We start from the raw sequence: 26,421 nt of genomic DNA, 5'->3' as shown, positions 1-26,421 counted from the left end.
CAACGACTAACAAAGCCGAAAGTGGGCGCGGTTTAACCGGCAGGCAGGTTTTGTTTCGTGTGAGATGCTGGTTCCAGGTGGTACCACGAACTAAGTAAGGGAGGCAAAATCACAATAATCAAGGCAGAAATAGGGTTGAGACTAAACATTCAACACAGTTTGTTGGTAGGTTGTATGGTATAATGTTTGTCCAACTTAACACTCAACTCATGAAAAAGGGAATCATCCTGGTAATGGGGCTTGTCGCCTCGACTTCGTTTTTTGCCTGCAAAAACGACAACAACACGGTTGTCACGCCAACCACTAAAACCATTTTCTCGGCTGTGCTGAACGGTGCCAGCGAAAAACCAACCTCGACTACGTCACCCGCTACGGGTACGTTTGAGGGGAGCCTGGAAAATACGACCAATGTAATGAGCTATACGCTTACGTATAAAGGATTTCCTACCTCATCGACCGTAACGATGGGTCACTTGCATGAAGTAACGCCCAACAGCACGTCGGGCGTGAACGGCACAGGGCCCGCTGTTATACCGTTCGGTACGTTGGCCTCACCCATTGTTGGTACCACAACGCTGACACAGGCTCGGGTTGATAGCATGAAAAACGGCTTTTTCTACGCTAATATCCACACGAATGATTTCCCTGGTGGGGCCATTCGTGGTAACCTGGTTCGTCAGAACTAATACGATTTCATTTTCAGTAAAAAAAGGCGATTCCGTTATGGAATCGCCTTTTTTGTTCAATAAATATTGGTCAGGGTTTTTGTAGTAGCTGTCAGCTTAATGCTCTGCATATGGTGTTTAGAGCACTAGAGCACCCCCTTTGTGCTTGGCAAACTATCCAATGCCTTGATATCGCGTTTAACCGCCATTTTAATGGCTTTGGCGAAAGCTTTAAAGATGGCTTCGATCTTGTGATGTTCGTTGTCGCCGGTGACCTTGATGTTTACGTTGGCCTGGGCGGTGTCGGCGAAGGATTTGAAGAAGTGGAAGAACATCTCGGTGGGCATCTCACCGATTTTTTCGCGCTTGAACTCTGCATCCCACACCAGCCACGGACGGCCCGAAAAGTCGATGGCCACTTGCGCCAGTGCCTCATCCATCGGTAGCAGAAACCCGTAGCGGCTGATGCCCCGCTTGGTACCCAGCGCCTGCCGATACGCCTCACCCAGCGCCAGCGCCGTGTCTTCAATCGTATGATGCTCGTCGATGTGCAAATCGCCCTGCACGCGGATACTCAGGTCGGCCCCGGAGTGCTTGGCCAGTTGGTCGAGCATATGGTCGAAAAAGCCCAGTCCCGTGTGCATGTCGGCCTTGCCGGTGCCATCCAGGTTTAGCTCAATCTTTATTTTCGTTTCGTTGGTATTGCGCTCTACGGTGGCCGTGCGGGCGGGTAAGCGCAGGAAGGTGTAGATGTCGGTCCAGTTATCGGTCTTCAGCGCAATGGCTTGTTGCATGGTCTCACTCATGCCTTCTGTATCAGCCGCTTGCGTATCGGGGTTGGCGTTGGGGGGCACAAACAAAATCGCTTTCGCCCCCAGGTTAATGGCCAGTTGCACGTCGGTGAGGCGGTCGCCAATTACGTAGCTGTTGGCCAGGTCGTATTCGCCGGTGAGGTACTGCCCCAGCAGGGCGGTACCGGGTTTGCGGGTAGGGGCCTTGTCGGCGGCGAAGGTGCGGTCGATGAACTCGGCGGCGAAGTGAATGCCCTCGCCTGCCATGGTTTCCAGCATCTTGCGGTGGGCGGGCCAGAAGGTCTCTTCGGGGAAAGATTCCGTTCCCAGACCGTCCTGATTGGTTACCATAACCAGTTCATAGGGCGTCTCTTCGGCAATGTGGCGCAGGGCCGAGAGCACGTTGGGAATGAAGGTAAGTTTGTCGAGTGAGTCGATCTGAAAATCGGTTTGCGGCTCGATGATCAGCGTGCCGTCGCGATCAATAAACAGGATAGGTTGCATGGCTGCAAGTTAGCCCCGACTACATAAAAAAAGGCTACTCAATCGTTTTTGGGCTATATTTGCCCCATAAAACGGGCAGCCGGCACTTGGTATTACCCCGGAAAGTAGGCATAAGTAGTTCGTATCGATAGACGTATAGATTCAGGCAGAACCATTCATCGTTTCATAGAATACACCCTGCTGCTCATTCGTAATAGTTCACAAAACTGCTTATTCGCTACCGCTATGTTCAATCCACAACATCCTATTTCTAACTAAGTCAACTTTTTGTAGTGTTCATTGTCTAAAAAAAATGCAAAATCAAAGAAGCAGTAAACTCACCCGCATTGGGGTGTTCTATGACGGTAATTATTTCCTACACGTAAGCAACTACTACAACTACTCGCACGAACGCCGCAGCCGCATTAGCATCTCAGGCCTGCACCAATTCATTCGTTCGCAGGTGGCTGATCTGGAAGACAGCAGCAAGGAACTCTGCCAGATCGTGGATGCCCACTATTTCCGGGGCCGCCTTAATGCCCACGAAGCCAGTCAACGGGGTAATCAACTGTTCTACGACCGCCTGTTCGACGATATCCTGATGTCGGAAGGGGTGGTGACGCATTATCTGCCCGTGAAGACCTACCAAGGCTATCGGCAGGAAAAAGGTATTGACGTGTGGCTGGCCCTGGAGACCTACGAGCTAGCCATTTATAAGCAGTTCGACGTGGTCGTGCTCATCACCGCCGACGGTGATTATGTGCCCCTGATCCGGAAGCTTAATACCCTCGGCACGCGCGTGATGGTGCTCAGCTGGGATTTTGAATACCTCAACGACGAAGGCGAAAAAATGGTGACACGCACCTCGCAGGACCTGCTCGAAGAGGTGTCGTACCCCGTGCCGATGCATGAGATCATCGACAACCGGCTGAAGAAAAACGACGCCATGATCCGCGATCTGTTTGTAAAGCAGCAGCCCCGCGCCGACGTACCGCCCCGGGCGTATTACCAGAACACGAACACGGCGGCACCGTCTAACGGCAACGGTGGATTCATCAACACAAACCCAATCGATCCGCAGTTTATGGGCGAGGGGGACGACGAAGACCGGCAGCCTGATTTCGACAACACCGACGAGCGCCATGTGAGCACGATCCGTAGCCTGAAAACAGGTTATGGCTTCATCAACTGGCCACCCAACAACCTGTTTTTCCATTACACGAGCGTCACGGCGGGCGACTTCAACGACTTCCAGGTGGATGATGAAGTGTCGTTCCGGCTGGGCAAGAACAACGAAGGCAAAGACATCGCCATCGACGTGCAGACGATTGATTATCAGGCATGAACCAGTTTCGCTTTGCTGTAGATAGCCACCTTGCCGACTGGCGCTGGCGGGTGGTAGCTACGGCAGAAGCACACTTCGACGCCGTTGTGTTGCTCAACAACAACGGCGTTGCCTACCCTAATGACCCGTTTCCAAACCGACTCTATGTTGGTGCGAAACGGGTCGTTTTGTTTACCGGAAAAGGTGACCTGCAAACACTGTCGGATTTCCACGAACAGCATCGCTGCCATCTGGTGGGGTACGTGGGCTACGACCTGAAAAACCAGTTGGAATCCCTGCACAGCCGCCACCCCGACCGCCTCGGCTTCCCGGATAGCTGGTTTTTTGAGCCGCTGTACATCCTCCAGTTTGAGCGTGATGCGGTTGTTATTCAAACGGATGAACCCGACGCCGGGCCGTGGCAGGCGTGGCTGACGGAGCCGGATGGGTTGTTGCCGCTGCCCGTTGCTGCGGGTAGGAGTGAGGCGGCTTTGGGTAAACAACCAATTGTGGAAGCGCGGGTAAATCAGACCGACTACGAAGCCGCTGTACGACATATCCGGGGGTTGATCGAAGAAGGCGACGTCTACGAACTGAACTACTGCATGGAGTTTTTTGCCGAGCCAATTACCCTCGCGCCGGTGGCGGCATACCAGGCGTTGTGTACCCGGTCGCCCATGCCGTTTTCAGTGTTGCTGAAGCAGGGGAGGCGTTATGTGCTGGGCGCCTCGCCCGAACGGTTTCTGAAAAAGACAGGGTCACGGCTTATTTCGCAGCCCATTAAAGGCACCATCCGCCGGGGGAATACGCCAGCAGAAGACAAGGCCCTGAAAGACGAACTGCGGAACAGCGAAAAGGAGCAGGCCGAAAACCTGATGATCGTTGATCTGGTGCGCAATGACCTCGCCCGGTCGGCCCAGGTCGGTTCGGTGCGGGTTGATGAGTTGTTTGGTATCTACACCTTTCAGCAACTGCATCAGATGATCTCGACGGTATCCGCCACGGCCCGCCCCGGCGTTTCGCTGGCCGATATCCTGGGCAACGCCTTCCCGATGGGGAGCATGACGGGAGCGCCAAAGATCCGCGCCATGGAACGCATCGACGAACTGGAAGCCACTCGTCGGGGCATTTACTCCGGTGCCATTGGCTACATCACACCCGACGGTGATTTCGATTTTAACGTGGTGATTCGCAGCCTGTTCTACAACGCCGACACCCACTATGCCAGCTTCTCGGTAGGCAGCGCCATCACCTACGATGCCGACCCCGCCACTGAATACGCCGAATGCCTGCTGAAGGCGACGGCCATGCGGGAGGTAATAGAGAAGGGTTGACAGGGTTCTCCTCTCAAGGAAAGCCGATAAAATCTCAAGTCGCAACGACGCCCGCCGGTGATCAAGCTGCCTTAGTTTTGGCTCGCCTCTAAGGAAATGAAAAATGAACCGGAGAACACTGTTAAAAACGTCCCTGGCCGCAGGTGCACTCAGCCCCTGGCCTCTAGCCTCTGCATTGGCACAGGGCCAACCAATAACACCCCCAGGCAACGACCGTAAGCCAAACGGCTTTAAACGGGTTGCGCTTGGCGATTTGGAACTGACGATCCTGACGGACGGCTATATCAGGCAAAGCCCGGTGCATCCGTTCCTGGCCCCGCTGGCCCAGCCTGATCAGGTAAAAGCCGCACTGGAGGCTGCTTTCCGACCCACTGATGTCATTGACGTGGCGATGAACGTATTAGTAATTGAAAGCAAAGACCGGCTGGTATTGCTGGATACGGGCATGGGTGTGTTTGCCGGACCTACCCAAGGGCAATTGCCCAAAAGCCTTGCCGAAGCGGGTTTTAAAGCCAGCGAGTTTACCGATGTAATTGTCTCGCACGCGCATACCGACCATATCGGGGGGTTGGTTAATCAGCAGAACAAGCTTGTATTCTCCAGGGCTGCCATCCACATGGCAAAAGCAGAGTATGATTTTTGGCAGCGGGCCACCCTGGCCGATTTTCGCAAAAGCCCGGCTTACCAGATGCCCGACTTTGTGAAAAAAACCATTGCAGACATTCAGCGGGTTTTAGGCCACCTTGCCCCAAACCTGACATTCATTGATACCAGCAGGGAGTTGCATGGTATGTTCAGCTTTGAGCTGGCACCGGGTCATACGCCGGGTCTCACGATGACCACGATCCGTTCGAAAAATGAAAAACTCGTGTGTATTGCCGACCTGATTCATTCTGATGCGCTGTTGTTTGCCCACCCGGAATGGGGCTTTTTTGGAGACACCGATATAGACCAGGCTGTAGCGAGCCGCATAAACATGTTGCAGCAACTGAGTGCATCAAAAAACAAAACGTTTGCCTATCACCTGCCCTGGCCCGGACTGGGGCATGTGCGCCCAAAAGGAACGGCGTTTGAATGGGTCCCCGACGTATATTCCGTTCCTTAGCAGAGAGTCCGTCTTTGTTAAACGACGGCATCGGGCTCTACCCGACCCATGATGGTTTGTACTAAAACCCCCTCCAGTCTGGTGGTCCTTGTTTGGAAAAAGGCGACGTTGAGCGAACGCGCCAGGAACGTTAAAGCACCGCCGGCTACTAATAAGAAAAGGTAGTTAGACACTCCCGCCGCTCCAGAACCAGAGTTAATGCTACTCAAGGCCGAGAATAAAATCACTGCCCCTAAAGGTATGTAAACCAGCAAGTCGAGTGTGTTATCTGAGGAAATAGTCATGTGTAGCCGCACGCCAGTCTGTGTTTCTTCCAGATGGCCAGTCAGGTTGATGTAGGAATTGTATCGGCCGCCGTATTCTACATACTGGACACGTAGCTCATTGCCCTCCAGGCGACCTGAACAAACAATTTTAGCCAGGATGAAATTGCCCTGTTGGATTACCAGCGGGGTAGCCAATGCCGTATCCAGGCGCTGGCGGGCATTTATAAGGGAGACCGGTAGCTCCACTGCTCGGCTAATTTCCATTCGATTAGCGGATTTAGTCCCTAACCAGCGTTTGGTCGTTATCAGATAGAGAAGAAAAATACCAAGCTTAGTGAGGGGAAAGTTCAGGTTTCATCCCAGGGCCGGTTTAAGGATTAGGATGCGTGCGTGATCTATACTGCACTGTCGTATGGCTCTGTTTCAGTAAGTTACGGCTTTCCCAGCTTGAAACCAGCTAATTTCTAGCAAGCGTATCAGGTCTCGGAGTAGAAAAAAGACTCACCGACATACGGGCGTCGAATCACAAGACTGGCTTGTACAATAGGGAACTTGCCAAGAACCATGCTTTTAGTAGACTGATAACTACCTCTACCTACCCTCATGACCTACATCAATTGCATGGCATTTCGACTAAAATGCACACTGCTATTTAGTAGTTGTCTGTTAGTGAGTCAGTTGGTGCTGGCTCAAACCAATGATGCCTTCGATCGGCAACTGGCCGAATACCACGCCAATCTGAACCAGCTACGAAAGGCACATCCCAACTCGCGCGATATGCCCGACCTGCGGTTCTTCTTTTTCGGTATGGGCGACCGGCGTAAGCTGATCTACAGGAACGGCGTACTGAAAGATGCCCTAACGGCTGAGGTGGTCCGTAGCTGGCCGGTAAAACGCGAGCGTATTATCCCGTCGGCCTACACGGTTGCGCTGGAAACGACCGGCGGGAAAACCATCATCCTTGCCGAAGACCAGGCAGGCGTCTGGCTCACGGAAGGGAAAGCCGCCCGTACCGCCCTGACCCGCAGCAACCTGGTGTTGCCCGATTTTAAAGGGAAAACCTATGCGCCCATTCTAAAAGTGCTTCACCATGAAGTCCTGATCAATATCAACCAGGGGAAGCCCGTACCTAATTTTTTGGTTTATAAAAAGCCCTGGTACCGCGATGCCACGCTGATGGGCATGGTGCTGAAACAGACAGGCAACCTGCGCCAGATTCGGGACTGGGTGATGGCCATCCGTGACCCCTTCGACCGCAATAACCACGGCATCAGCGAAGCCGACAATCCGGGGGAGTTGCTGTACCTGATTTCGCTGGTGAGCAATAAAAATCACCCCGCCGTAGCCACCGTGCTGGACTCGCTGAAGCAGTTCGTGAAAACGGGTGAGCAGGGGCCATACATCGAAGGCAAAACGGATTATAACGTTCACCCGGTCTTTCAAACAAAGTGGACCAAGTTTGGCCTCAACGCACTGGGCCTGCCCGATCCGTATCAGATTCCTAAAACCTATGATCAGTACTCCTCGCTGTTTTGGTGGGCCTACAAAGAACAACACGTAGACGGAAAGCGATTTGATCAGAGCAACAGCACCAATTACCCCTACCTGGTCTGGGCCGATGATCATTTCTACGGCGAAAAAAATGGCATTGTCACCAACCGCGATTATCCGCTCTCGTGGGAAGCACACGCCAGCGATGCCACTTACCCCGGCATTGCCATCCTGGACGAAAGCCTAATTCGCGACAAACTCAGCCCGTCGCACACCTGGCACGCGGCAGAAATGTTTTTGCTATTGATTGAGCAGTAACGCCTTTCCCTTGTCTACTCTTCGTTTATGCTTTTCTCTATGAATCGCTTTCTTCGTCTTTTTTCGCTGTTAGTGCTCTCAATCAGCGCGGCTGGTCAAAGTCAACCCTTGCTGCCTAAACCAGCCGTGGCCGACAGGATCACAGACCACTTTGCGGCCCCTGTTTACGAAGGCAACGCCACGCTCGACGGGTACGTCGGCGACCGGATGCGGATCAATCTGGAGCGTCGGCTGCTGACGCTCAACCTGCCGTCTATTCTGGAACCTTACCAGCACCGCCCCGGCAAGCAGACCTGGATTGGCGAGCACGTGGGCAAGTTCATTCATGCGGCGGGCCTCACGTGGCAATATATGGGTAACCCCCGCCTGAAAACCCGTATGGATTCGGCTGCCCGGCTACTAATCGCGACGCAGCTCTCCGACGGCTACCTGGGTACCTACCTCGACAAAGACCGCTGGACGGACTGGGACGTGTGGAGCCACAAATACAACCTCATCGGCCTGCTCACTTACTACCAGTTAACAGGCGATCAGGCCGCGCTGACGGCTTGCCGCAAGGTGGGCAACCTGCTGGTCCGCACGTTTCAGACGGAAAAAAGAGACCTTATCAAGGCGGGCTGGCACGTGGGCATGGCCGCTACGAGCGTGCTGGAGCCGATGGTGATGCTTTACCGCTACACCGGCGATCCTGCCTACCTTGGCTTTTGCCAGTTTGTGGTCAGCACCTGGGAACAGCCCAACGGTCCTAAGATCCTGACCAGCCTGCTCGACCACGGCAGCGTGTATAAAACGGCCAACGGTAAAGCCTACGAGATGCTCTCGAACCTGGTGGGCCTGGCCGATCTCTACCGCATGACGGGCGACGAACGGTACCTGAAAGCGGGCACCAACGCCTGGCAGGACATCATGACCAAGCGCCATTACCTGACAGGCACCTCAAGCTGGGGCGAGCATTTCCGGGACGATTTCAGTCTGCGCCCCGATGGCGAGGTCCACGGCGACAAGTACGAGTCGGCGGGAGAGGGTTGCGTAACCGTTACGTGGCAGCAGCTGAACCTGCAGCTGCTGCGGCTGTCGGGCAACCCTAAATACGCCGCTGAACTGGAGCGCATTACCTATAATAGCCTGGTGGGGGCGCAGTCGCCGCAGGATGGCAGCGTGTGTTATTTTATTCCTATGAACGGGCGGAAACGGTTTGGTGAAGTCAGCCACGGCATCCTGCCCGACGTAAGTTGCTGTGCTTCAAGCATTCCACGAGGGGTAGCCCTGATTCCGCAGTACATAGCGGGAAGCCTATCGGGCGGGCAGGCGGTGGTCTGGCAGTACGTATCGGGTAGGTACCCCATTCAGTTAATAACCGCCGGTAAAAATCAGCCTGTTACCCTCCAGATCCGCACCGCATACCCGCAGGACGGCAAGGCTACCATCACCGTATCCCTACCCCAACCAGCCAAATCAGCTACCCGGTTTGCCCTGCAACTCCGCGTGCCCGACTGGTGTTCCGACTACCGGGCTACTGTGGGCGGGCAAACCTATGCGGGCAAAGCGGGTCAACTGCTTACGCTGGAACGTAGCTGGCAAAACGGTGAGCAGGTGATGGTGACTATGTCGCTGGACTTACAAGCAATGCCCGACCCAAACAAAGGCTCTGAGGGCGTGATTGTGCAACGGGGACCGCAGGTGCTGGCCGAAGACGACCGCCTCGACACGGTAGACAAACTACCGGCGAACTGGTTTGGTGGGCAGTTTTACCAGCTAACGGGAAAGGTAGGCGGACAGACCAAACAACTTCGGCTGGTTCCCTTTGCTGAAGCCGGGCAAACGCAGGGTCACTACCGGGTCGTTCTGGATAATCTCACTAACCTTCACTACAAGCGCTAGAGGGCAGGGTGTTGCCGTGCGTTTTGCCTGATCAACCCACATTCTGCAGGTAAAATGCAACCGTAAACTGGCTCAGACAGGCAACGGGTACCCGGCAAAATAGGGGGCCGTCGGAACAACTCATCGACGTTTAAGTTACTTCTGCTAGATAACGCTGCCTGCTGCCTTGCCCCGGAACGTGACAAGCAGTTGCTGACATAAGTGTGTTGAGCAGGGTCATAAACAAGTCTATTTATGAGTTTATACGATAAATTATTCGCCACATCGATTCCAATGCCTACGTCGAATAAGCCGGACGATGCCAGCAAAAAAAGCTTTTTCGCTAATGCCTGGATTGTGCTGCGCGACGCGTTTAACGGCTTTCTCGACGACCGGTGCCTAAAGCTGAGTGCTGCGCTGGCCTATTACACCATCTTTTCGCTGGCTCCACTGCTGGTGCTCATTATGTCGCTGGCGAGCATCTTCCTGGGCGAAGAAGCCATTCGCGGACAAATTTTTGGCCAGATCAACGGCCTGGTAGGCAACGAAGCTGCCAAGCAAATTCAGGACATGATCAAGAATGTGGGGCTGTCGGGCAAAACGAACACGGCCCTTATTATAGGTATCGTTACCCTGTTGATCGGTGCAACCAGCATCTTCGTTGAAATTCAGGATTCGGTCAATCTGATCTGGCGAATAAAGGCTAAACCTAAAAAAGGATGGCTAAAATTGCTGAAAGACCGTTTGTTATCGTCTTCACTGGTGGTGAGCCTGGGTTTTTTGCTCCTCGTATCGCTCGTTGTTAACGGGATCATCCTGGCGATGAGTGATCAGCTCACCCGATTGCTGCCCGGCCTGGGTATATACGTAATCAGCGCCGTCAACTTTGCCATCAGTACGGCCGTTGTGACGTTGCTGTTTGGGGTTATTTTCAAGGTTCTGCCCGACGCTAAAATTGACTGGAAAGATGTGCGCTTCGGAGCCATTTTCACAGCCTTGCTTTTCATGTTGGGGCGATACCTGATTGGATTATATATTGAAACTACCGGCACTGAATCGAGCTACGGAGCCGCTGGTTCGCTCATCGTTATCCTTACCTGGATTTATTACACCGCGGCCATTCTGTATTTCGGAGCCGAGTTTACGCAAGCCTACGCCAATCATTTCGGTATCAAGATTGCGCCCGCCGACAATGCCGTCTACGTAGAGCAAATTGAACGCGAGCGCGAGGTAGATGTCATTCCCACAGAGCAGAAAGTAGAACAGGCAAAGCAGTAAAGGGGCCTTCTGGCCGTTACCTGACCTTTCTTGTTGTCTCGGCTTTGCGGATCAGGTCGAAGTGAGGCAGGCGATCAAGCGGGACTGACACGGTGATTTTGGCCGGACCCACAACCGTTGAGCCATCGTCGGCCTTCCAGGTGCCTTTGGGTAGTTGTACCGTCCGGCTGGTTTTGCCTTTCTCGGTCAGGGGAGCTACCAGCAGCGTGGAACCAACCATAAACTGGTCGGTGACCGTGGCAAACCCCTGATCAGGGAATTCATACTCCATGTGGCGCACCGTGGGTTCGCCGGTTTTGGCCGACTGCCGTACCGCCGCCATAATCCGGCTGGTCATCTGCTGGCGCAGAGCTACGGCCTGCTGCACGGCGGCATCATGCTGGCTGTCGAGAATGCGCCAGGGGGCCACCGAAAACTGCATCATGGGCATCAGCGCGTGGCATTGCGCCGACCGGACCACCAGATCCTGATCGAGACTGCTGCGGTCCAGAAACGACACGTAATCGCCGCCGCCAATCATGTCGGGGCAGGTGAAGGCATAGCCCATCAGGCCCTGCGCCACCAGTTGAGGCACCAGTTTGCGGAGGTCTTCCCAGGTGTGTCCTTTGTCGGCCAGGCGTTGCGCCAGCGGTTGACCCGCCATTTTCCACATAGCCCGGTACTCATTGAGGGGGTACGTCAGGCCAAACTGCCCGAACAGTTCCGTCTGCCGGTTGGGCAGCACCGACGTATAGGCGGTTGTGGTGGCCGGGTAGTAGGGCGCGTCGCCCGCATCGAATTTGAAGCCGTCTACGCCATAGGTATCGTGCAGGGTGCGGAGTTGCTCATTGAACCAGCTCACCGCTGTTGGATTGGTGAAATCGAGCAGGGCGCTGGCTCCATTCCACCAGCGGATCAGGGCGGGTTCGGTTTTGGTGGTTGCCCAGGGCTGGGATTTGCCACCTGGATTGTCCAGCAGCAGTGCCCTCCGTTTGCGCAGTGCGCGGTAGGCAGGCGAGTCGGCACTGACAAACGGGCAGATCCAGACCATGACCTTGAACCCCATCTTGTGCAGTTGGTCCATCATGCCTTTGGGGTCGGGAAAACGGCCCGAATGGAACCGCCAGTTGCCGTAATCGTCCTGCCAGGTGTCGTCGATCATGAGCACGCCGGGCTGGTAGCCGTGGTCGATGATGCCTTTGGCGTATGTCAGTACGTCGGCCTGGTTCTGGTTGTACGTCAGCTCAATCCAGGTGTTCCACTGCGGACGGGTAAAGAGCAGCGTGTCAGGCAGTTGGCCGGTGGTTGGAAAGTATTTTTTCGCCACAAACTGATACGCTTCGCGCAGGGTGGTGCCCGCCTGCCCCTGTTGCACAGCGCCGTGGGGCTGGGTGATCGTCAGCGTTTTGTCGGTAATGGTGAAGGCGAACGGCTCCTCACTCCAGACGTAGCGCCCCAGATTCGATAGTAACAGCGGCTGCGCCTGATTACTCTTGTTATCGGCGTACAGGTCGACCGTGTAGGGCGTCAACCCAAACGGTGCCCGATCCCCCTCCGATACAGCGCCACCCCACCAGCGTTCGCCCGGTTTTGACTGAATCGTGATGGGTGACTGGGTTGTTTGCGCCTGGGCCGTAAGCAGGGTTAGCGCGAGAAAGAGTACCTGGGTGGAACGTGTTAAATGGTTCATTAATAGTAAGTTAACTAGTATGAAAGAACTGCCCAACAGCGAGTTTTTGTCGCCCCAACGATAACAACGACCTGCCCTGCTAAACGCTTTGTTGCCTCTGTCCGGCTGCGTTTACGTATCAACTTCCTGAAGCATGTCGGGCAGCGACACGATTACCGCCCCCGTCGGCAACCACCAATCTAGCGAGCGCATAGTATAAACGGGATCTTACTCGCCCGTGTACACACAGCCAACCGTGCTGATTCGCCGGTGAAATTAGTTATCAGCGGATATAAGGTGGTGCTCTTCCATTAAGCAGCCTACCCGGCCGCCTGCCAATCAGATCGGGCTCTCAGACAATACGTTTCTGCCGCGCGAACGCTTACCTGCCTGAAAATCACCGAATTCAGGGACAGAAAATCACCGAACCCCGTGCTTTCCTGCCTTTGAGGAAAAAGGAACCTTTGTCGAGGCATTCGTTGGATACTTTTTCAAAGATGTCTCAACAAAATAACCTGAAACAGGGCGAAAACACAGATTCGCCAACAGGTGAAGCGTTCCCGCGTACCAGCCTTCTTTTTTTAACCTACAAACCCCGCTCGACTATGGAAGTAACAAAAACAGCCCAGCTGCCTCTGCAGTTGCACGGGCAGCTTATTACCCCGCAAAGCCCGGAGTATGCTACCGCGCGCCAGGTTTTCAACGGCATGATCAATAAGCACCCGGCTCTGATTGCCTGGTGCGCAACCGTCGACGACGTGGTGACGATGGTCAACTATGCCCGCGAGCAGCACCTGCCGCTGGCTGTGCGCGGGGGAGGCCATAACGCCGCCGGCTCAGGCGTCTGCGACGACGGCGTAGTCATTGACCTGTCGGGCATGAAACGGATTGATGTAGATGCCCAAAAGCAGACCGTCCGGGTAGAAGGGGGCTGTCTGTTGCGCGAACTGGACGCCAAAACCCATGAGTACGGCTTAACCGTGCCGACGGGCATCAATGGCACTACGGGCGTAGGCGGACTGACACTCGGCGGGGGCCTTGGTTACCTGACCCGTCAGTGTGGCCTGACGATCGACAATCTGCTGGAAGCGACCGTTGTTCTGGCCGATGGCCGGGTCGTCAACGCGTCGGCTACTGAACATGAGGATTTGTTCTGGGCCATTCGGGGTGGGGGTGGCAACTTTGGCGTTGTCACCTCGTTTCTGTTCCGGGCGCACCCCATCGGCACCGTTGTGGCGGGGCCCATGCTCTACGAACTGGCCGACGCGAAGGCGATTATGCAATGGTATCGGACGTATATCAGCGACGCGCCCGACACGATCAACGGCTGGTTTGCGTTTCTGACCGTGCCGCCCGGCCCGCCTTTCCCCGAACACCTGCACCTGAAAAAGATGTGCGCGATTGTGTGGTGCTACAGTGGCCCCGCCGAAGACGCAGACACCGTATTCGGACCGATTCGCGCGATGAAAACGCCCGCCCTCGATCTGGTTGGGCCAATGCCGGTGCCGGTGATGCAAGGCCTGTTCGACGCCTTGTACCCGCCGGGGCTGCACGCGTACTGGAAGGCCGATTTTGTCCGGGAATTAAGCGACGAAGCGATCGACATTCACCTTCGGCACGCGGCCCAGCTGCCCACGATGCTGTCGACCATGCATCTCTACCCAATCAACGGGGCGGCGGCCCGCGTAGACAATCAGGCCACCGCCTGGAACTACCGGGATGCCACCTGGTCGATGGTCATCGTGGGCTTTGATGCCGACCCGGCCAACGACACACTGATTACCAACTGGACACGGCATTACTGGCAGGAGTTGCACCCGCACGGGGCCGGTGGGGCCTACGTCAACTTTATGATGGACGAAGGCGAAGACCGCGTGAGGGCCACCTACGGCACCAACTACGACCGGTTGGCGACCATCAAAACGAAGTACGATCCGGCTAATTTGTTCCGGGTGAATCAGAACATCAGGCCGCGTTGACCAACAACAAAACCAAAGACAAACGACCATGCCGAAGTACGTAATTGAACGGGAGATCCCCGGTGTTGGCAGTTTATCTGCCGAACAGTTAAAGGGAATCTCGCAGACCTCCCGCGGGGTGCTGGAGCGAATGGGACCACAAATTCAGTGGGTACACAGCTATGTGACGGGCAACAAGACGTACTGCGTTTACATCGCCCCGGACAAGGAAATGATCCGCGAACATGCCCGGCAGAGTGGCTTTCCGGCTAACTCCATCTGTCAGGTTTCGACCATCATTGACCCCATCACGGCCGAATAATGCGCGACGGTCACGCTGCTTCGACTACCTACGGCTTCCCTCATCAACAGGCGGACCGAGACACGCAATCGGTAGCCGCCCCCCGGATCGAATCAGTTGATTTGCTCCGGGGGGTGGTAATGATCCTGATGGCGTTGGACCATGTGCGCAGCTACTTCCATTACGATTCATTTATGTTCAGTCCGACGGACCTGGCGCAGACAACACCAGCCTTGTTCGCGACCCGTCTGATCACGCATTTGTGCGCGCCAACATTTATTTTCCTGGCTGGCACGTCGGCCTGTTTCATGGCGCGGCGTAAAACCAGAAGGGAGGTGTCCAGCTTCCTGCTGACGCGTGGTTTATGGTTGATCGTCCTGCAACTGACGGTCATCCGATTTGCCTGGAATTTTGATCCCGGCTTTCATTTCAACTCCAGCAACATCATCTCCACCATTGGCTGTTGCCTGATCCTTCTTGCCCTCCTGATTCACCTTCCGGTCAGGGGTATTCTAGGCATCGGCCTGGGTATGGTGATAGGGCACAACACACTGGACAGCGTTTCTTTCGAGAATGGGTCCGCTCTGGACGTTGTCTGGTCGTTTATGCACGGGCATAAGCTGTACCCGCTGGGGCCTGAGTACTCGTTCCTGTTTCTTTATCCGATCATTCCCTGGGTAGGGGTTATGGCACTGGGTTACTGCCTGGGCAGCCTGTATGCGCCGGGCTATTCCGCCGCGAAACGGAAGCAGCTACTTAGGCAAACAGGCATCGCCAGCCTGTTTGTCTTTCTGCTGGTTCGGTGGGTAAACCGGTACGGTGATCCCGTGCCCTGGACTTCCCATCGGGCGATTTCGATGACGATTATGTCGTTCTTTAATCTCGAAAAGTACCCGCCGTCCTTTCTTTTCCTGTGCCTTACGCTTGGTGTTGCACTCCTGCTCCTGAGTGCGTTTGACGCCCCCGGAAAGCGGGATCGCTGGCGACCCATCGCGACGATCGGCAACGTGGCTTTATTTTATTATGTGCTCCATATATACCTCATTCATCTGGTGGCTTTACTAACCGTCATGCTCAGTGGGTATCCCTGGCAAACCATGGTGTTTACTGGTCCCGTCAGCCAGGTTTCACCCTTGCTGAAGGGACATTATGGTTTTGGCCTGGGGGAAGTTTATGGCCTCTGGATTGCCTTTGTTGGGCTGCTCTACCTGCCGTGTGCCTACTGGTATGCGTTTAAGCGTAGAAAAAGGGCCAGCTGGTGGGTTAGCTATGTATAAGCGGTTCCGTGTCCATACCTATGTTCGGGGCGGTTGATACGCCTGCGCCAGTCCTGTTGATGGTCTGGGAAGATTACGCTATAATGACCGTGTGGTAAGCGTCTGGTTGTTTCCCACCGGTAATTGTATTTTTGTCGTCATCCTAACTACCTGACTGTGGGCACTTTTAACGATCAAAAGCTGCGTATCTACGGCCCGTTCGTGCTGTTTCTGATCGGGACGCTGTTTTTTCGGCTGAACTGGTATTTTGAACTGTCGGTCACTGACCTCGCCATTTCAGACCTGACCAGCCTGGCGGCGGGCTATGCATGCTGGGAAGCAGCCCGCTGGACGGTTCTGTGGCTGCAAGCCCGCTATCCCGGTCTCGCCAACACCCGTCGGCGGTTGCGCTGGATGGTTCTGTTGTTGCCCATTCTGGCCAATGTTGCCTGGGCCTTACGGCGACTCGGTTATGTGCTCCTGGCAACAGACGATACGTTTATGGTTCCCCTGTCCAATTATACCTATGGTCTGGGTATTCAGATTTTTTACCACTGCGTGTATTACGTTGTCTATGAAGGAGGCTACGTGTTGCAGGCGTGGCGGCAGACGTACAACCACAACGAGCAGTTAAAAAAGAACCGCCTGACCCAGCAACTAAATCAGTTGCGTACCCAGCTGAATCCGCACTTTCTGTTCAACAGCCTTAATTCGCTGTCGATGCTGATTCAGGAGAACCCCCGGCAGGCCGAAGCCTTCGTCGATGAACTCAGCAGTGTGTACCGCTACGTGTTGCGGACCAACAACCACAGCGAAGGCGACCTTGGACTCACGACGCTACAGCAGGAGCTACAGTTTATCCGGTCGTATTTCGAGCTACTGAAGATTCGCTATGGCAGAGGTATCGACCTGCACATCGACGTTGACAATCGCTATCTGAACCACCAGATTCCGCCACTGACGCTGCAACTGCTGGTGGAAAACGCCGTGAAGCACAACGTCATTCTGCCCGATAGTCCGTTGCACGTGCATATCCTGACCGAAGGCTCCCAACTGGTCATTCGGAACAATCTGCAACGGAAAAACACCGCCGTGCATTCCACCAAGGTTGGGCTGACCAGCATTGCCACGAAATACCGACTGCTGGGCTCGTGCGACATTAGTATCTGTGAAGAAGCGGGGCAGTTTGTGGTAAAGCTGCCGTTATTGACCGCCCAACCCACCCCGGTTTACGAACCATGACGCCCCTTAACGACACGCGCCTGCGCCTGCTGGGGCCGCTTGGGCTATATCTGTTTGTGGCCGTCTTTTTCCGGCTCGACTGGTACCTGAAACTCCCCCTCGACAAACTGCTCATCAACGACCCCATTGCCCTGTTTTGGGGATTGGTCTGCTGGCAGATTGCCCGCTGGGTGGTGTTGCAAGTCCAGGCGCAGTACCCCGGACTGCCCAACACGCGCACACGACTGGTGTGGCTGCTGGCCTGCCTACCGGTGCTGGTGTTGCTGGCCTGGTTTCTGCGCCACGCCACGCGTTTTCTAGCAGATGGGCAATTCCTGTACTTCGGCAGCGCCGTTGAATTGAGCCGTACTATCGGCATCCAGCTCTTTTACCACTTCATCTACTTCACGGTCTATGAAGGCTGGTATATTCTGCGCCAGTGGCAGCGCGAAACCGTAGAGGCCAATGCGCTGGATAACGCCTCGTTACAGAGCCAGATCTTATCGCTCCAGCACCAGGTAAATCCCCATTTTCTGTTCAACAGCCTCAATTCGCTCTCCGCCCTGATTGCCGACGATCCTGACCGTGCCGAACTGTTTCTGGATGAGCTAACCACCGTATTCCGCTACCTGTTGCAGGCCAGCAGCCAACCGTCGATAACACTCGGCGACGAACTGGCGTTTGTGCGGGCTTATAGCCACCTGTTGCAGGCCCGGTATGATGCCGGGCTACAACTGGAGGTGGCCGTAGAGGCGTCGCAGGAACAGGCACACCTTGTCCCGCTGACGTTGCAGACCCTGATCGAGAATGCCATTCGCTACAACATTATCCTGCCCGAACAGCCGCTTCGTATCCGCATCTATACCGAGCAGGGGCGGCTGTTTGTGGCCAACACCCTGCAACGCAAGACCCTGCGCGTAGCCACGGCTGGTTCGGGCCTGACCAACCTGGCGATGCGCTACAAACTGACCAACCATGGGCAACTCGCTATCAACGAAACAGCAGGCTGGTTTGTGGTAAGCCTGCCCCTGGTACGCGAGGAGGAAAACGCGCCACTTACCGCGTGATTCGTCATCCCAGCCATGCTTTGCCTGAGCAGATTGGCGTTATCGATCAACAGGTTCAGTCCGTCGACCGGCGGCTTTGGCGGTTGCCCGACTAATTATGACTTTCCCTGTTTTAATCACTAAGTATTGCCAGTACAGGTGCCCGACAAGGGTTTATTCCAGAAAGAAGGCAGAATTGTTCCAAGGGGTGGAAAAAAGAGGTATTGCTTACTCCATGCCCCGAAAGCTACTGGGGGAGACCCCTTTTTCTTCCGAAAAGACCCGGCTGAAGTACCGGGGATTGTCAAAGCCCACTGCATAGGCAACTTCGGCAATGCTCAACGCTGAATGTAGTAGCAGTTCTTCGGCTTTTTGCAGGCGAAGAGCCCTGAGGTAAGGGATGACGGACATACCGGTCAGTGCCATTGTCTTGCGGTATAACGAGTTTCGGCTCATGCCCATCAACTGACATATCGTACTCGTATCAAGGGCCACGTTATCCAGATTACGTTCCAGGGTACTGCGCAGTTTTGCCACAAACTGGTCTTCCCGCGCATCGGCCCCGTCGGCGGGGACCGGGTTATGCTGCGGGTTGCCCAACGCCCGCTGGCTATAGTATTGCTGTAGCAAGCGCCTGGTTTTTAACTGATTATTCAGTACGAGGAGCAACTCCTCACGTCCGAAAGGCTTAACCAGGTACGCATCGCTCCCTCGCTGTAAGCCCACAATCCGGTCATCGCCCGCGGCCCGGGCTGTGAGCAGTACAATCGGAATGTGGCTCGTGCGTTCTTCGTTCTTCAGGGTGTCGCAGAGTTCAAATCCGTCTTTGACGGGCATCATCACGTCGCTCACAATTAAGTCTGGTATGATGGCGAGGGCCTGGTCAATGCCGAGCTGCCCGTTTTTGGCCCGTATGACCTGGTATTCCTCCCGCAGGCAGGCCTGGATGTAGGCGGCTGCATCATCATTGTCTTCCACCAGCAACAGCATGGGGCGATCAGGAGCGGGCACCGACCCGGTTTCGACCCAGTCTGGAGAGATCGGGTCGAAATAGGTGACTGGGTCAGATGTAGACACTAGGGGCGAGGCTAATACATCGTTGGCTAAAGGTGCCTGCCGGGTTAGAGGCAAACGGACCACGAATTCAGCGCCGGACCCATCCAGGCCGGACCGGTTGCGAACCGCCAGGCTACCCTGCATCAGGCTAACCAGCTCCCGCACCAGCGAAAGACCGATGCCGGTACCACCATTGGCGGAGGCGGCCACATCAGGCCCGGCCTGACGCGGCCCGGCCTGATAATAGCGGTCAAAAATTCTGGTCAGGCTGGCCGGGTCAATGCCGGGGCCGGTATCGCTGACGGTGATCTGGATCCATGGGTTAGTCAAATGACGGGTTGGCGTAAGTGCCTCGTAATAACCCGCAGAGGTAAGCGGATGCCAACTGGTCTGAATGGACACCTCACACCGTACTTCTCCCCCCGGCGGGGTAAAATTGAGGGCATTTCCCAGCAGGTTAGTTATAATGTCCTGTAGTTTGTCTGGATTGAAGTCAGCCTCACAGACTTCCTCGTCAGCATGTACAATCAGGTGTATACCCTTCGTTCGGGCTATTAAATGAAACGATTCACCCACGAAGCGGATAAAGCGGACCAGGTCGGTTCGCACGAGCTTAAGGGGCATCTCGCCGGCCTCCAGCCGGGAGAGGTCCAGAATCTGATTGATCAGTCGCAGCAGGCTGCGGCCATTTCGCTCAATCAGAACAGCCCATTGCTGCAACTGGGGGTCTGCCTGCTGGTGTAGGTTGTCGGCCATACCCAGAATCACCGTCAGGGGCGTACGAAACTCGTGGGATATGTTGGCAAAAAAGCGTGATTTGGTCTCGTCAAGTTGAAATAAATCCTGGGCTTGCCGGGCAATGATCCCGGTAGCCTCGTTGATCTGGGTTTGCAGTCGGATTTGTGCCTGCTGGTGTTGCCAGTTCCGCCACTGACCCCAGGCCCAGACCAGGCTCAGCAACAGCAACCCCACCGAAAAGACAAACCAGCTGCGCAGGTAAAACGGCCGTAGTACCCGCACCCCCAGCGTGAGTGTAGACGACGACATTCGACCGTCGGCAGCCTGTCCCCGAATCAGCAGTTCGTGGTCGCCGTAGGGTAGGTTGCCCAGCCGCAGCCAGGACTCGGCCTGGTAACGCCAGGTGTTATCGACGCCTTTAAACTGGTAGGCATAGGTGTTTTTCTGTGCATCGGTGTAGTTGAGCAGCGCGACCTCGAGGATACTACCCCGGTCGTTGGGCAGCAGCGTGATCTGATTGGTCCTGAGCAGTTCTCCGGTCTTGTCGATTAGCGTGTCGCGGTCGGCATCGAACTGGCGGAAGGAAACCACGCGCAGGGGCAGGGAAGGTAGCGGGGGTTCGGCTTCAAAATCACGCGGGTCGAAGGTCGTTACGCCGTTCAGACCACCAAAGTAGAGCCGCCCCTGCGTATCCTGGTAGTGCGCAATACGGTTGAACTCGTTATGGGTGATGCCATCCTGCACCATATAGGCCCGGGTGGTGAGCCGGACGGGATCGAACTGCATGATGCCGTTGTCGCTACTGAGCCAGAGGTGGCCCCGCCGGTCGGCATATACTGCGTAAATATTATCGTTGTTTAGCCCGTCGGCCCGTTTGAACTGGTGGTAGCGACTCCGGGCGCGATCCCAGCGGACAAGCCCGGCATTGGCCGTGGCCAGCCAGAAAACTCCATTAGGGGCCTGATAGAAATGCTGATAACTGTCGGTGGGTAGTTTGAAGGCACCTTTACCACCACGCCAGTAGCGGGCCGTAACGCCCTGTTGGGGGTCGACAGTGTATAGCCCCGTGGTGGCGCAGAGCCAGATTCTGCCTTGCCGGTCGGCACCGATGTGCAGGACGTGAGCCTGGGCTAATTCGGAAAACTGGTTATAACGTCTAAACGACGTTACCTGCTGGGTGGCCAGGTCAACCAGCCACAGGCCGGGGTCGCCACCGGCCAGCAACCGGTGAGGGTTGGCTGAGAAGGGATGAATGGTCCACACGGCTCCCGGGCCGGGTAAGGGCATTACGCTGGTCTGGGTAGTTCGGTAATCGTAGGCCACCAGCGTATGTCCCTCACCCAGGTACAGCTTGCTTCCTACCCTACCACTTAAACTTCGGAAGGACCGCGGACTGGCAAACACCTGGCGGGCCGCCGCCCCCGAACGCCTGCTGGCAAATAGACCCATGTCATTCTCCAGATTGGTATAGAGTGTGTCGCCCACGGCGGTAATGCCCCGGGCGGCGGGTTGTTTCCCGATGCCGGCCAGGTAGAACAAACGTTGGAAATAGTTCTGGCTAATCCGGGTCTGGTAGAGGCCAAAGCTGGTTCCCAGCCAGAAACTCCCATTTTTGTCCCGAAAAAAGCTTCGGTTGTCGACAGAGCCACCAGTCAGTTGATTGCTGATGTCGACAAACGACCGATTGGCCGCATCGCGCAACTGGTGACCATTCCAGACCAGTCCGCTCCGGTCGAAGGCATAGACGAGTCGCTGTTGCAATTTCTCCGAACTGATCAGATCAATGGGTTCCTCCCGCCGCCGACCCGACTCATCGATTGTAAACAGATGGCCCGAATAAGGGCGCTTTGGGTCTGTTGACGTCGTGTAGAAGAATTCCGTACCCGCATGGCGCTGCCCTAAACAAGTACGGATATTGTCTGTGTGGTCGTAGGTACGTAATAAGCGCCCATTCGGCGTTAGTTCAACCAGTTGCTTCTTGTTGGCAATGGCCCAAACGGTGTTGCGGGTTGTAACGGCCACCAGGGTCAGGTCGCTGTATCGGGGTAATGACACCGTTTCCAGACCCGACCTGGGATGGTATACGTTCAGCCTGGCTGGCTGGTGATCAATGAAGAAAATAGTCCCGTCTTCACTGTTCAGCAAAATCGGCGGCCATTCCGGGGGGTGGTTAGGTCGGGGCTGGTGGAACCGCTTCTCGAAGGAGGTGGCTACGCTAGTTATTGGATTAAAGAGGGTGATGCCTGATTTGCCCTCAGGCCCCATGAGCCACAACAGACCATCGGCATCCTGAGCGATGGCGTGGATGTCATCAAAATCAAGTCCGTTTTTCTCCCGGGTATAGGTCGTGAACGTAGCCCCGTCAAAGCGGTTAAGCCCAAACTTGGTGCCGAACCACATGAAGTCCCGGCGGTCCTGGAAAATGGCGTTCACTTCGCGGTGAGCCAGCCCCTGCTCGGGGCCATACCGCTGAGTGGAGGCTACAACAGGTTGCGCCCCGGCCAGCGAGCAGCAACCGAGTAAGAAGGCCAAACCCAAACTAACCGCTTTCAACTTGTCATGTTTTAATGCCTGGTGTCGGAAACGGGTTGTCAACAATACGTAGCGCCTGATGTCATTGCCTACACCAGACGTGCTGTTGTCTTGCGGCTATCGTGTCCCGCTGGCTGGGTACTGATTAGCCATCAGGGATAAGTTCGTAAGAGTACTCTCTACCGGTTCTTATACCTACTTGCTCGAAGAAATGGAATAAGTCGGCTATTTTCTTTCGCTTTTTGGCCTGATGCACCAAATATGCACCTATTTGGGTGAAATCTGCACATGGGTCTAATGGCTCTCGGCTAGACTTGCACAAGCATTCGGGACCGAAAAACCCCATCTATTCTCTCCCGATCTGGGGGGCTCTGCATTGAATGCCTCACTGGTTGCCTTGTATAACCCAATCAATAATGCTATGAAAAAAACAATGTTATGCCTGATAGGCAGTTTGGCGCTGGCCACCGGGGGCATGGCCCAGCGGATTAGTCCAAGTGTACTGGCTGCCGGCGGAGGCTCCGCCCGAACGGCCACCATGAGCCTCGACTGGACGGTGGGCGAAGCGGTCGTTGAGACCGCCACCACATCCACCCGGCTCTATACGCAGGGCTTTCACCAGCCACTGCTTCAGGTCAGTGAGCCGCCGACTCTGAAGGTCGAGGCCGCGGGTTATTCATTTACCATAGCCCCCAACCCCGTTGCTACCAACCTTACTCTGGGCATTGCTGCCCCGGAAAGCAGCCCGCTAAAATTGCTACTGACGGACATGAACGGCCGTCAATACAGCCTGCCTATTGTGCCTGCTAACACCACCTCGACACAGATTGACATGACGACTTTTCCAGCCGGTATATACCTGCTTCGGATCGGCAAAACCGATGGTCCTCAGTTGAAGGCCTACAAAATTCTCAAAACCCAATAACCCCTTTTAACGCAATTGACAATGAAAAAACAGCTATTGATCCTCTTCCTGCTCTGCTACGCCATCCTGCCGTTTGCCCAGGCTCAGCAGGTGCCTCAAGGCATGAAATACCAGGCCGTAGCCCGCAGTCACTCGGGTGAGGTGCTAGCTAACCAGCCCGTGACGCTCAAAATCAGTCTGAACAGCAAAGTGGCAGGTTCCTCAACGGTGCATTATAGCGAAACCCACTCAGTTACGACTAATGCGCTGGGTTTGTTCGACCTGACCATTGGAGCGGGTAAAGCGAGTCTGGGTACGTTCAAAAGCGTGCCGTGGAGCACTCAGGACGTCTGGATGGAAATTGCCATTCAGGACGGGGGAAACAGTGGCTTCTCCACCGTTAGCAGTAGTCGGCTGCTGGCCGTGCCGTATGCCTTTCATGCCATGACAGCCAACGAATTAGTGGGTAGCGCCAATGCCCGTGTGGCTGCGGGCGGGCCGACTGACGGCGTACCCAGCAACGTATGGTCCACCTTCGGCAACACCAGAACGGACCCCACCACCGACCGGATGGGTACGATGGACTATGCAGACCTGATTTTTGTAACCAACAAGACCGAACGGCTCCGTATTACGAAAGATGGCGACATCAACATCGCCAACAGCCTGAAAGTTGGTAAGGATGTGGAAGTTGGCAACGATCTGACTGTAAAACGAAATGTGTTTTTGAACACCACCGGTGGCTCGACGACGAATAATGGCCCGCTGACGGTGGCCAATATGAGTGCCACCAAACTGACGGGCATCCTGGACGTTGACAAGGCAACGAACCTGAACAGTACGCTGAACGTAGTGGGCGCGACAACGCTGAAGAACACATTCGCCGTCGATGGGGCAAGTACGCTTAAAAGCACACTCGACGTAACCGGGGCAACCAAACTCAGGAGTACGCTGGCCGTCGATGGTACGACAAACCTCAACAGTAGCCTGACTGTCAATAACATGGCCGCTACCAAACTCACTGGCACGCTGGATGTAGATAAAGCGGTTGACCTGAACAGTACACTGAATGTCGACGGCACCACTGTGCTCAACAACAATCTTACCGTTGGCGCACCGTCAGCCCTGAATGGTCAGGTAACGATTTCGGCAAACATGCCGGGCACCGACCAGAATGACTACACGAACTATCCACTGCGCGTACAGGGCAATGATCAGGGCATAGCGGTAAAACTAACGGCCTCTACTCCCCTGCCGGGCAATAACTTCATCACGTTTTTCGACAGCGGTGGTAAAGCGAAAGGCCGTATCGAAGGCTCAGGGGGCATTGCCAACGGACTACGGGCGGCTGTGATTTCGCTGATCGGCACACCCGATATAGATGCGGCCTTCGGCGCGTCGCAGAGCAAAGATCAAAACGTCGATCAGAGCATTCCCGGATCAGCCGGTGATTTTTTCACTTCCAACTACGCCTTTGGGGCGTACCAGCAGACACTCGACCTGGTGGGCGATATTATTCGCCTGATCACCAATATTATTGGTGCGTCGGGCCTTTGTATAACGGGTGACTGCGACGATGTAATCTGGAGTGCCGTAGACGTAGCGGTTGGTGCGCTTCAGTTAGGCGGCTATGTTGCCTACAACGAACTTCAGGCTGGCGTAGCCTTCGAGTCAGGTGGTGCCGATTATGCCGAATGGTTGTTAAAAGCCAACGTCAAGGAGACATTCCTGTTCGGCGAAGTAGTTGGTGTCAGAGGGGGCCTCGTCTCTAAAACCTTCACGGATGCTGAAAAATTTATGGTTGTTTCCAATGCACCAGCTGTCATTGGGGGCATGCCCGATAAAAAGAAGGTCGCACTCTACGAAAAAATCGCCTTTATGGGCCAGGTGCCGGTGAAGGTACTGGGCCGGGTTCGCAAAGGCGACTATATCCTGCCATCGGGTAAAGGGGATGGTATGGCTATGGCTGTTACGCCGATTAACATGAGCACACTCGACTACCACCGGGTGATTGGGGTTGCCTGGGCTGACTCAGATCCGAAAAAGGCGTTTAGTTTTATCAATACTGCCGTTGGCCTGAACACCAACGACCTGGCCGCTACGGTGGATCAGATGCAGTCGGTGATCAATGGGATGCAGTTGGCCTTGCAGAAGGCGGTTCCCGATTATAAACCCGCCCTGTTTGTTACCAGTGGTAAAACGCAAACGACCAGTTCAACAGGTTATTCGACGGCGCCAACCATGCGTGAGGTTATCAAGAATGATATTGCGAAGAGTGGCTATACCAACATCCGCGAGGCTATGCAGGAGGTGAAACAGTATATGGGTGCGCAAGGAATCGATTTGAGCCAGTATCCGTATATGACTGAACTGCTCAACAACCCAACACCCGAAGTAGCCCGCAAGGCGCAGGGTCACTATATGGGGGTACTGGTTAAGGCACAAGCCCTGCTCGCTCAACAGCAGAAGTTATCGCCTATGCCCCGGTAAGACCTGATTAGTAATACTGAAACACATCAGTAACGTCAACTGATTCGTTACCTGCTTTTCGTATTCCTAAGCAGTACCTGGCTGACAGTCGTTTGTCAGCCAGGTACTGCTTACCTCTCGCCCTGCCCCGTCGCCCCAGATAATGTTGAATGAGGTGCCGGTAGTATGCCCCAGTCTAATCAACGGTTTGTTTCAGATCAACCGGTCTACCAACTCCGGCGGGGCGATGGGCAACGTTGTGTGACCCAAATCGGGATGGGTAATATAGGTACCCCTGACGCAGACGTTCAATTGACAGATGGGGATCCACACAGCCATATAACGGCCACCTGAGCCGACAGGGTTCTGTTAACGAA

At 55.0% G+C, this 26,421-nt stretch carries 18 protein-coding genes; 14 read left to right on the top strand and 4 right to left on the bottom strand.

Features of this window, described 5'->3' with window-relative positions; genetic code table 11:
• The first annotated feature begins 209 nt into the window (after positions 1-209).
• A complete protein-coding gene (locus tag J2I47_RS05850; protein ID WP_207363609.1) occupies positions 210-686 on the top strand; it encodes a CHRD domain-containing protein in 477 nt (158 codons plus the stop codon).
• A gap of 125 nt (positions 687-811) precedes the next feature.
• On the opposite strand, the gene hisB is transcribed toward J2I47_RS05850, so the two are convergent.
• A complete protein-coding gene (hisB, locus tag J2I47_RS05845) occupies positions 812-1,960 on the bottom strand; it encodes a bifunctional histidinol-phosphatase/imidazoleglycerol-phosphate dehydratase HisB (protein WP_207363608.1) in 1,149 nt (382 codons plus the stop codon).
• Positions 1,961-2,252: 292 nt separating this feature from the next.
• On the opposite strand from hisB, the gene J2I47_RS05840 reads away from it, so the two are divergent.
• The 3 genes from J2I47_RS05840 (at position 2,253) to J2I47_RS05830 (ending at position 5,702) form a co-directional block, all read left to right on the top strand.
• Positions 2,253-3,284, top strand: a complete 1,032-nt coding sequence (locus J2I47_RS05840; RefSeq protein WP_207363607.1) for an NYN domain-containing protein — start codon at positions 2,253-2,255, stop codon at positions 3,282-3,284.
• The gene (locus tag J2I47_RS05835; protein ID WP_207363606.1) at positions 3,281-4,597 is read left to right on the top strand and encodes an anthranilate synthase component I family protein; all 1,317 of its coding nucleotides are present in this window, start codon (positions 3,281-3,283) and stop codon (positions 4,595-4,597) included. The genes J2I47_RS05840 and J2I47_RS05835 overlap by 4 nt, the downstream gene beginning before the upstream one ends.
• A gap of 103 nt (positions 4,598-4,700) precedes the next feature.
• Entirely contained in the window at positions 4,701-5,702 is a 1,002-nt protein-coding gene (locus J2I47_RS05830) for an MBL fold metallo-hydrolase (RefSeq protein ID WP_207363605.1), read from the top strand.
• 17 nt (positions 5,703-5,719) lie between these two features.
• Here the strand turns inward: J2I47_RS05830 and J2I47_RS05825 are convergent, their stop codons facing one another.
• Positions 5,720-6,232 (bottom strand): hypothetical protein, encoded by a 513-nt coding sequence (locus J2I47_RS05825; RefSeq protein ID WP_207363604.1) that lies wholly within the window; start codon positions 6,230-6,232, stop codon positions 5,720-5,722.
• A 339-nt stretch (positions 6,233-6,571) separates the two neighbouring features.
• Between J2I47_RS05825 and J2I47_RS05820 the strand changes: the two genes are divergently transcribed.
• From J2I47_RS05820 to J2I47_RS05810, 3 genes are all read left to right on the top strand, one after another.
• Positions 6,572-7,777: a hypothetical protein gene (locus J2I47_RS05820; RefSeq protein ID WP_229374309.1), complete on the top strand. Its 1,206-nt coding sequence runs from the start codon at positions 6,572-6,574 to the stop codon at positions 7,775-7,777.
• Positions 7,778-7,816: 39 nt separating this feature from the next.
• The gene (locus tag J2I47_RS05815) at positions 7,817-9,658 is read left to right on the top strand and encodes a beta-L-arabinofuranosidase domain-containing protein (protein WP_207363603.1); all 1,842 of its coding nucleotides are present in this window, start codon (positions 7,817-7,819) and stop codon (positions 9,656-9,658) included.
• 273 nt (positions 9,659-9,931) lie between these two features.
• Entirely contained in the window at positions 9,932-10,915 is a 984-nt protein-coding gene (locus J2I47_RS05810; RefSeq protein WP_229374348.1) for a YihY/virulence factor BrkB family protein, read from the top strand.
• Between the two features lie 16 nt (positions 10,916-10,931).
• Here J2I47_RS05810 and J2I47_RS05805 read toward each other — a convergent pair whose 3' ends face one another.
• Positions 10,932-12,584: a glycoside hydrolase family 31 protein gene (locus tag J2I47_RS05805; protein WP_207363601.1), complete on the bottom strand. Its 1,653-nt coding sequence runs from the start codon at positions 12,582-12,584 to the stop codon at positions 10,932-10,934.
• A 476-nt stretch (positions 12,585-13,060) separates the two neighbouring features.
• Between J2I47_RS05805 and J2I47_RS05800 the strand changes: the two genes are divergently transcribed.
• The 5 genes from J2I47_RS05800 to J2I47_RS05780 all read left to right on the top strand — a co-directional run bounded on the left by J2I47_RS05800 (position 13,061) and on the right by J2I47_RS05780 (position 18,366).
• Positions 13,061-14,542 carry an FAD-binding oxidoreductase gene (locus J2I47_RS05800; protein WP_229374308.1) on the top strand — a complete coding sequence of 494 codons (1,482 nt, stop codon included), beginning with the start codon at positions 13,061-13,063 and terminating at the stop codon, positions 14,540-14,542.
• 28 nt (positions 14,543-14,570) lie between these two features.
• Positions 14,571-14,843: a DUF4242 domain-containing protein gene (locus J2I47_RS05795; RefSeq protein WP_207363600.1), complete on the top strand. Its 273-nt coding sequence runs from the start codon at positions 14,571-14,573 to the stop codon at positions 14,841-14,843.
• Complete coding sequence (locus tag J2I47_RS05790; protein ID WP_207363599.1) at positions 14,843-16,099, top strand: acetyltransferase domain-containing protein; 1,257 nt, start codon at positions 14,843-14,845, stop codon at positions 16,097-16,099. Before J2I47_RS05795 ends, J2I47_RS05790 begins: the two co-directional genes overlap by 1 nt.
• 156 nt (positions 16,100-16,255) lie before the next feature.
• Complete coding sequence (locus tag J2I47_RS05785; protein WP_207363598.1) at positions 16,256-17,320, top strand: sensor histidine kinase; 1,065 nt, start codon at positions 16,256-16,258, stop codon at positions 17,318-17,320.
• Complete coding sequence (locus J2I47_RS05780) at positions 17,317-18,366, top strand: sensor histidine kinase (protein WP_207363597.1); 1,050 nt, start codon at positions 17,317-17,319, stop codon at positions 18,364-18,366. Before J2I47_RS05785 ends, J2I47_RS05780 begins: the two co-directional genes overlap by 4 nt.
• Before the next feature lie 207 nt (positions 18,367-18,573).
• On the opposite strand, the gene J2I47_RS05775 is transcribed toward J2I47_RS05780, so the two are convergent.
• Complete coding sequence (locus J2I47_RS05775; RefSeq protein ID WP_207363596.1) at positions 18,574-22,671, bottom strand: two-component regulator propeller domain-containing protein; 4,098 nt, start codon at positions 22,669-22,671, stop codon at positions 18,574-18,576.
• 421 nt (positions 22,672-23,092) lie between these two features.
• Between J2I47_RS05775 and J2I47_RS05770 the strand changes: the two genes are divergently transcribed.
• Together J2I47_RS05770 and J2I47_RS05765 are read left to right on the top strand one after the other, a co-directional pair.
• Positions 23,093-23,596: a T9SS type A sorting domain-containing protein gene (locus tag J2I47_RS05770; RefSeq protein ID WP_207363595.1), complete on the top strand. Its 504-nt coding sequence runs from the start codon at positions 23,093-23,095 to the stop codon at positions 23,594-23,596.
• A gap of 21 nt (positions 23,597-23,617) precedes the next feature.
• A complete protein-coding gene (locus J2I47_RS05765) occupies positions 23,618-26,065 on the top strand; it encodes a DUF8740 domain-containing protein (protein WP_229374307.1) in 2,448 nt (815 codons plus the stop codon).
• Positions 26,066-26,421 lie beyond the last annotated feature (356 nt).

This window comes from Fibrella rubiginis, from assembly GCF_017353185.1.
GTDB lineage: Bacteria > Bacteroidota > Bacteroidia > Cytophagales > Spirosomataceae > Fibrella > Fibrella rubiginis.
This window is presented reverse-complemented; position numbering and strand designations above follow the sequence as displayed.

Bases quoted from the DNA above. Each gene is read 5' to 3' on its own strand.
- J2I47_RS05810 (WP_229374348.1), top strand. From the start codon at position 9,932: ATGCCTACGTCGAATAAGCCGGACGATGCCAGCAAAAAAAGCTTTTTC.
- J2I47_RS05825 (WP_207363604.1), bottom strand. From the start codon at position 6,232: ATGGAAATTAGCCGAGCAGTGGAGCTACCGGTCTCCCTTATAAATGCC.
- J2I47_RS05830 (WP_207363605.1), top strand. From the start codon at position 4,701: ATGAACCGGAGAACACTGTTAAAAACGTCCCTGGCCGCAGGTGCACTC.
- J2I47_RS05815 (WP_207363603.1), top strand. From the start codon at position 7,817: ATGAATCGCTTTCTTCGTCTTTTTTCGCTGTTAGTGCTCTCAATCAGC.
- J2I47_RS05840 (WP_207363607.1), top strand. From the start codon at position 2,253: ATGCAAAATCAAAGAAGCAGTAAACTCACCCGCATTGGGGTGTTCTAT.
- J2I47_RS05850 (WP_207363609.1), top strand. From the start codon at position 210: ATGAAAAAGGGAATCATCCTGGTAATGGGGCTTGTCGCCTCGACTTCG.
- J2I47_RS05800 (WP_229374308.1), top strand. From the start codon at position 13,061: ATGTCTCAACAAAATAACCTGAAACAGGGCGAAAACACAGATTCGCCA.
- J2I47_RS05820 (WP_229374309.1), top strand. From the start codon at position 6,572: ATGACCTACATCAATTGCATGGCATTTCGACTAAAATGCACACTGCTA.
- J2I47_RS05780 (WP_207363597.1), top strand. From the start codon at position 17,317: ATGACGCCCCTTAACGACACGCGCCTGCGCCTGCTGGGGCCGCTTGGG.
- J2I47_RS05805 (WP_207363601.1), bottom strand. From the start codon at position 12,584: ATGAACCATTTAACACGTTCCACCCAGGTACTCTTTCTCGCGCTAACC.
- hisB (WP_207363608.1), bottom strand. From the start codon at position 1,960: ATGCAACCTATCCTGTTTATTGATCGCGACGGCACGCTGATCATCGAG.
- J2I47_RS05835 (WP_207363606.1), top strand. From the start codon at position 3,281: ATGAACCAGTTTCGCTTTGCTGTAGATAGCCACCTTGCCGACTGGCGC.
- J2I47_RS05795 (WP_207363600.1), top strand. From the start codon at position 14,571: ATGCCGAAGTACGTAATTGAACGGGAGATCCCCGGTGTTGGCAGTTTA.
- J2I47_RS05790 (WP_207363599.1), top strand. From the start codon at position 14,843: ATGCGCGACGGTCACGCTGCTTCGACTACCTACGGCTTCCCTCATCAA.
- J2I47_RS05765 (WP_229374307.1), top strand. From the start codon at position 23,618: ATGAAAAAACAGCTATTGATCCTCTTCCTGCTCTGCTACGCCATCCTG.
- J2I47_RS05770 (WP_207363595.1), top strand. From the start codon at position 23,093: ATGAAAAAAACAATGTTATGCCTGATAGGCAGTTTGGCGCTGGCCACC.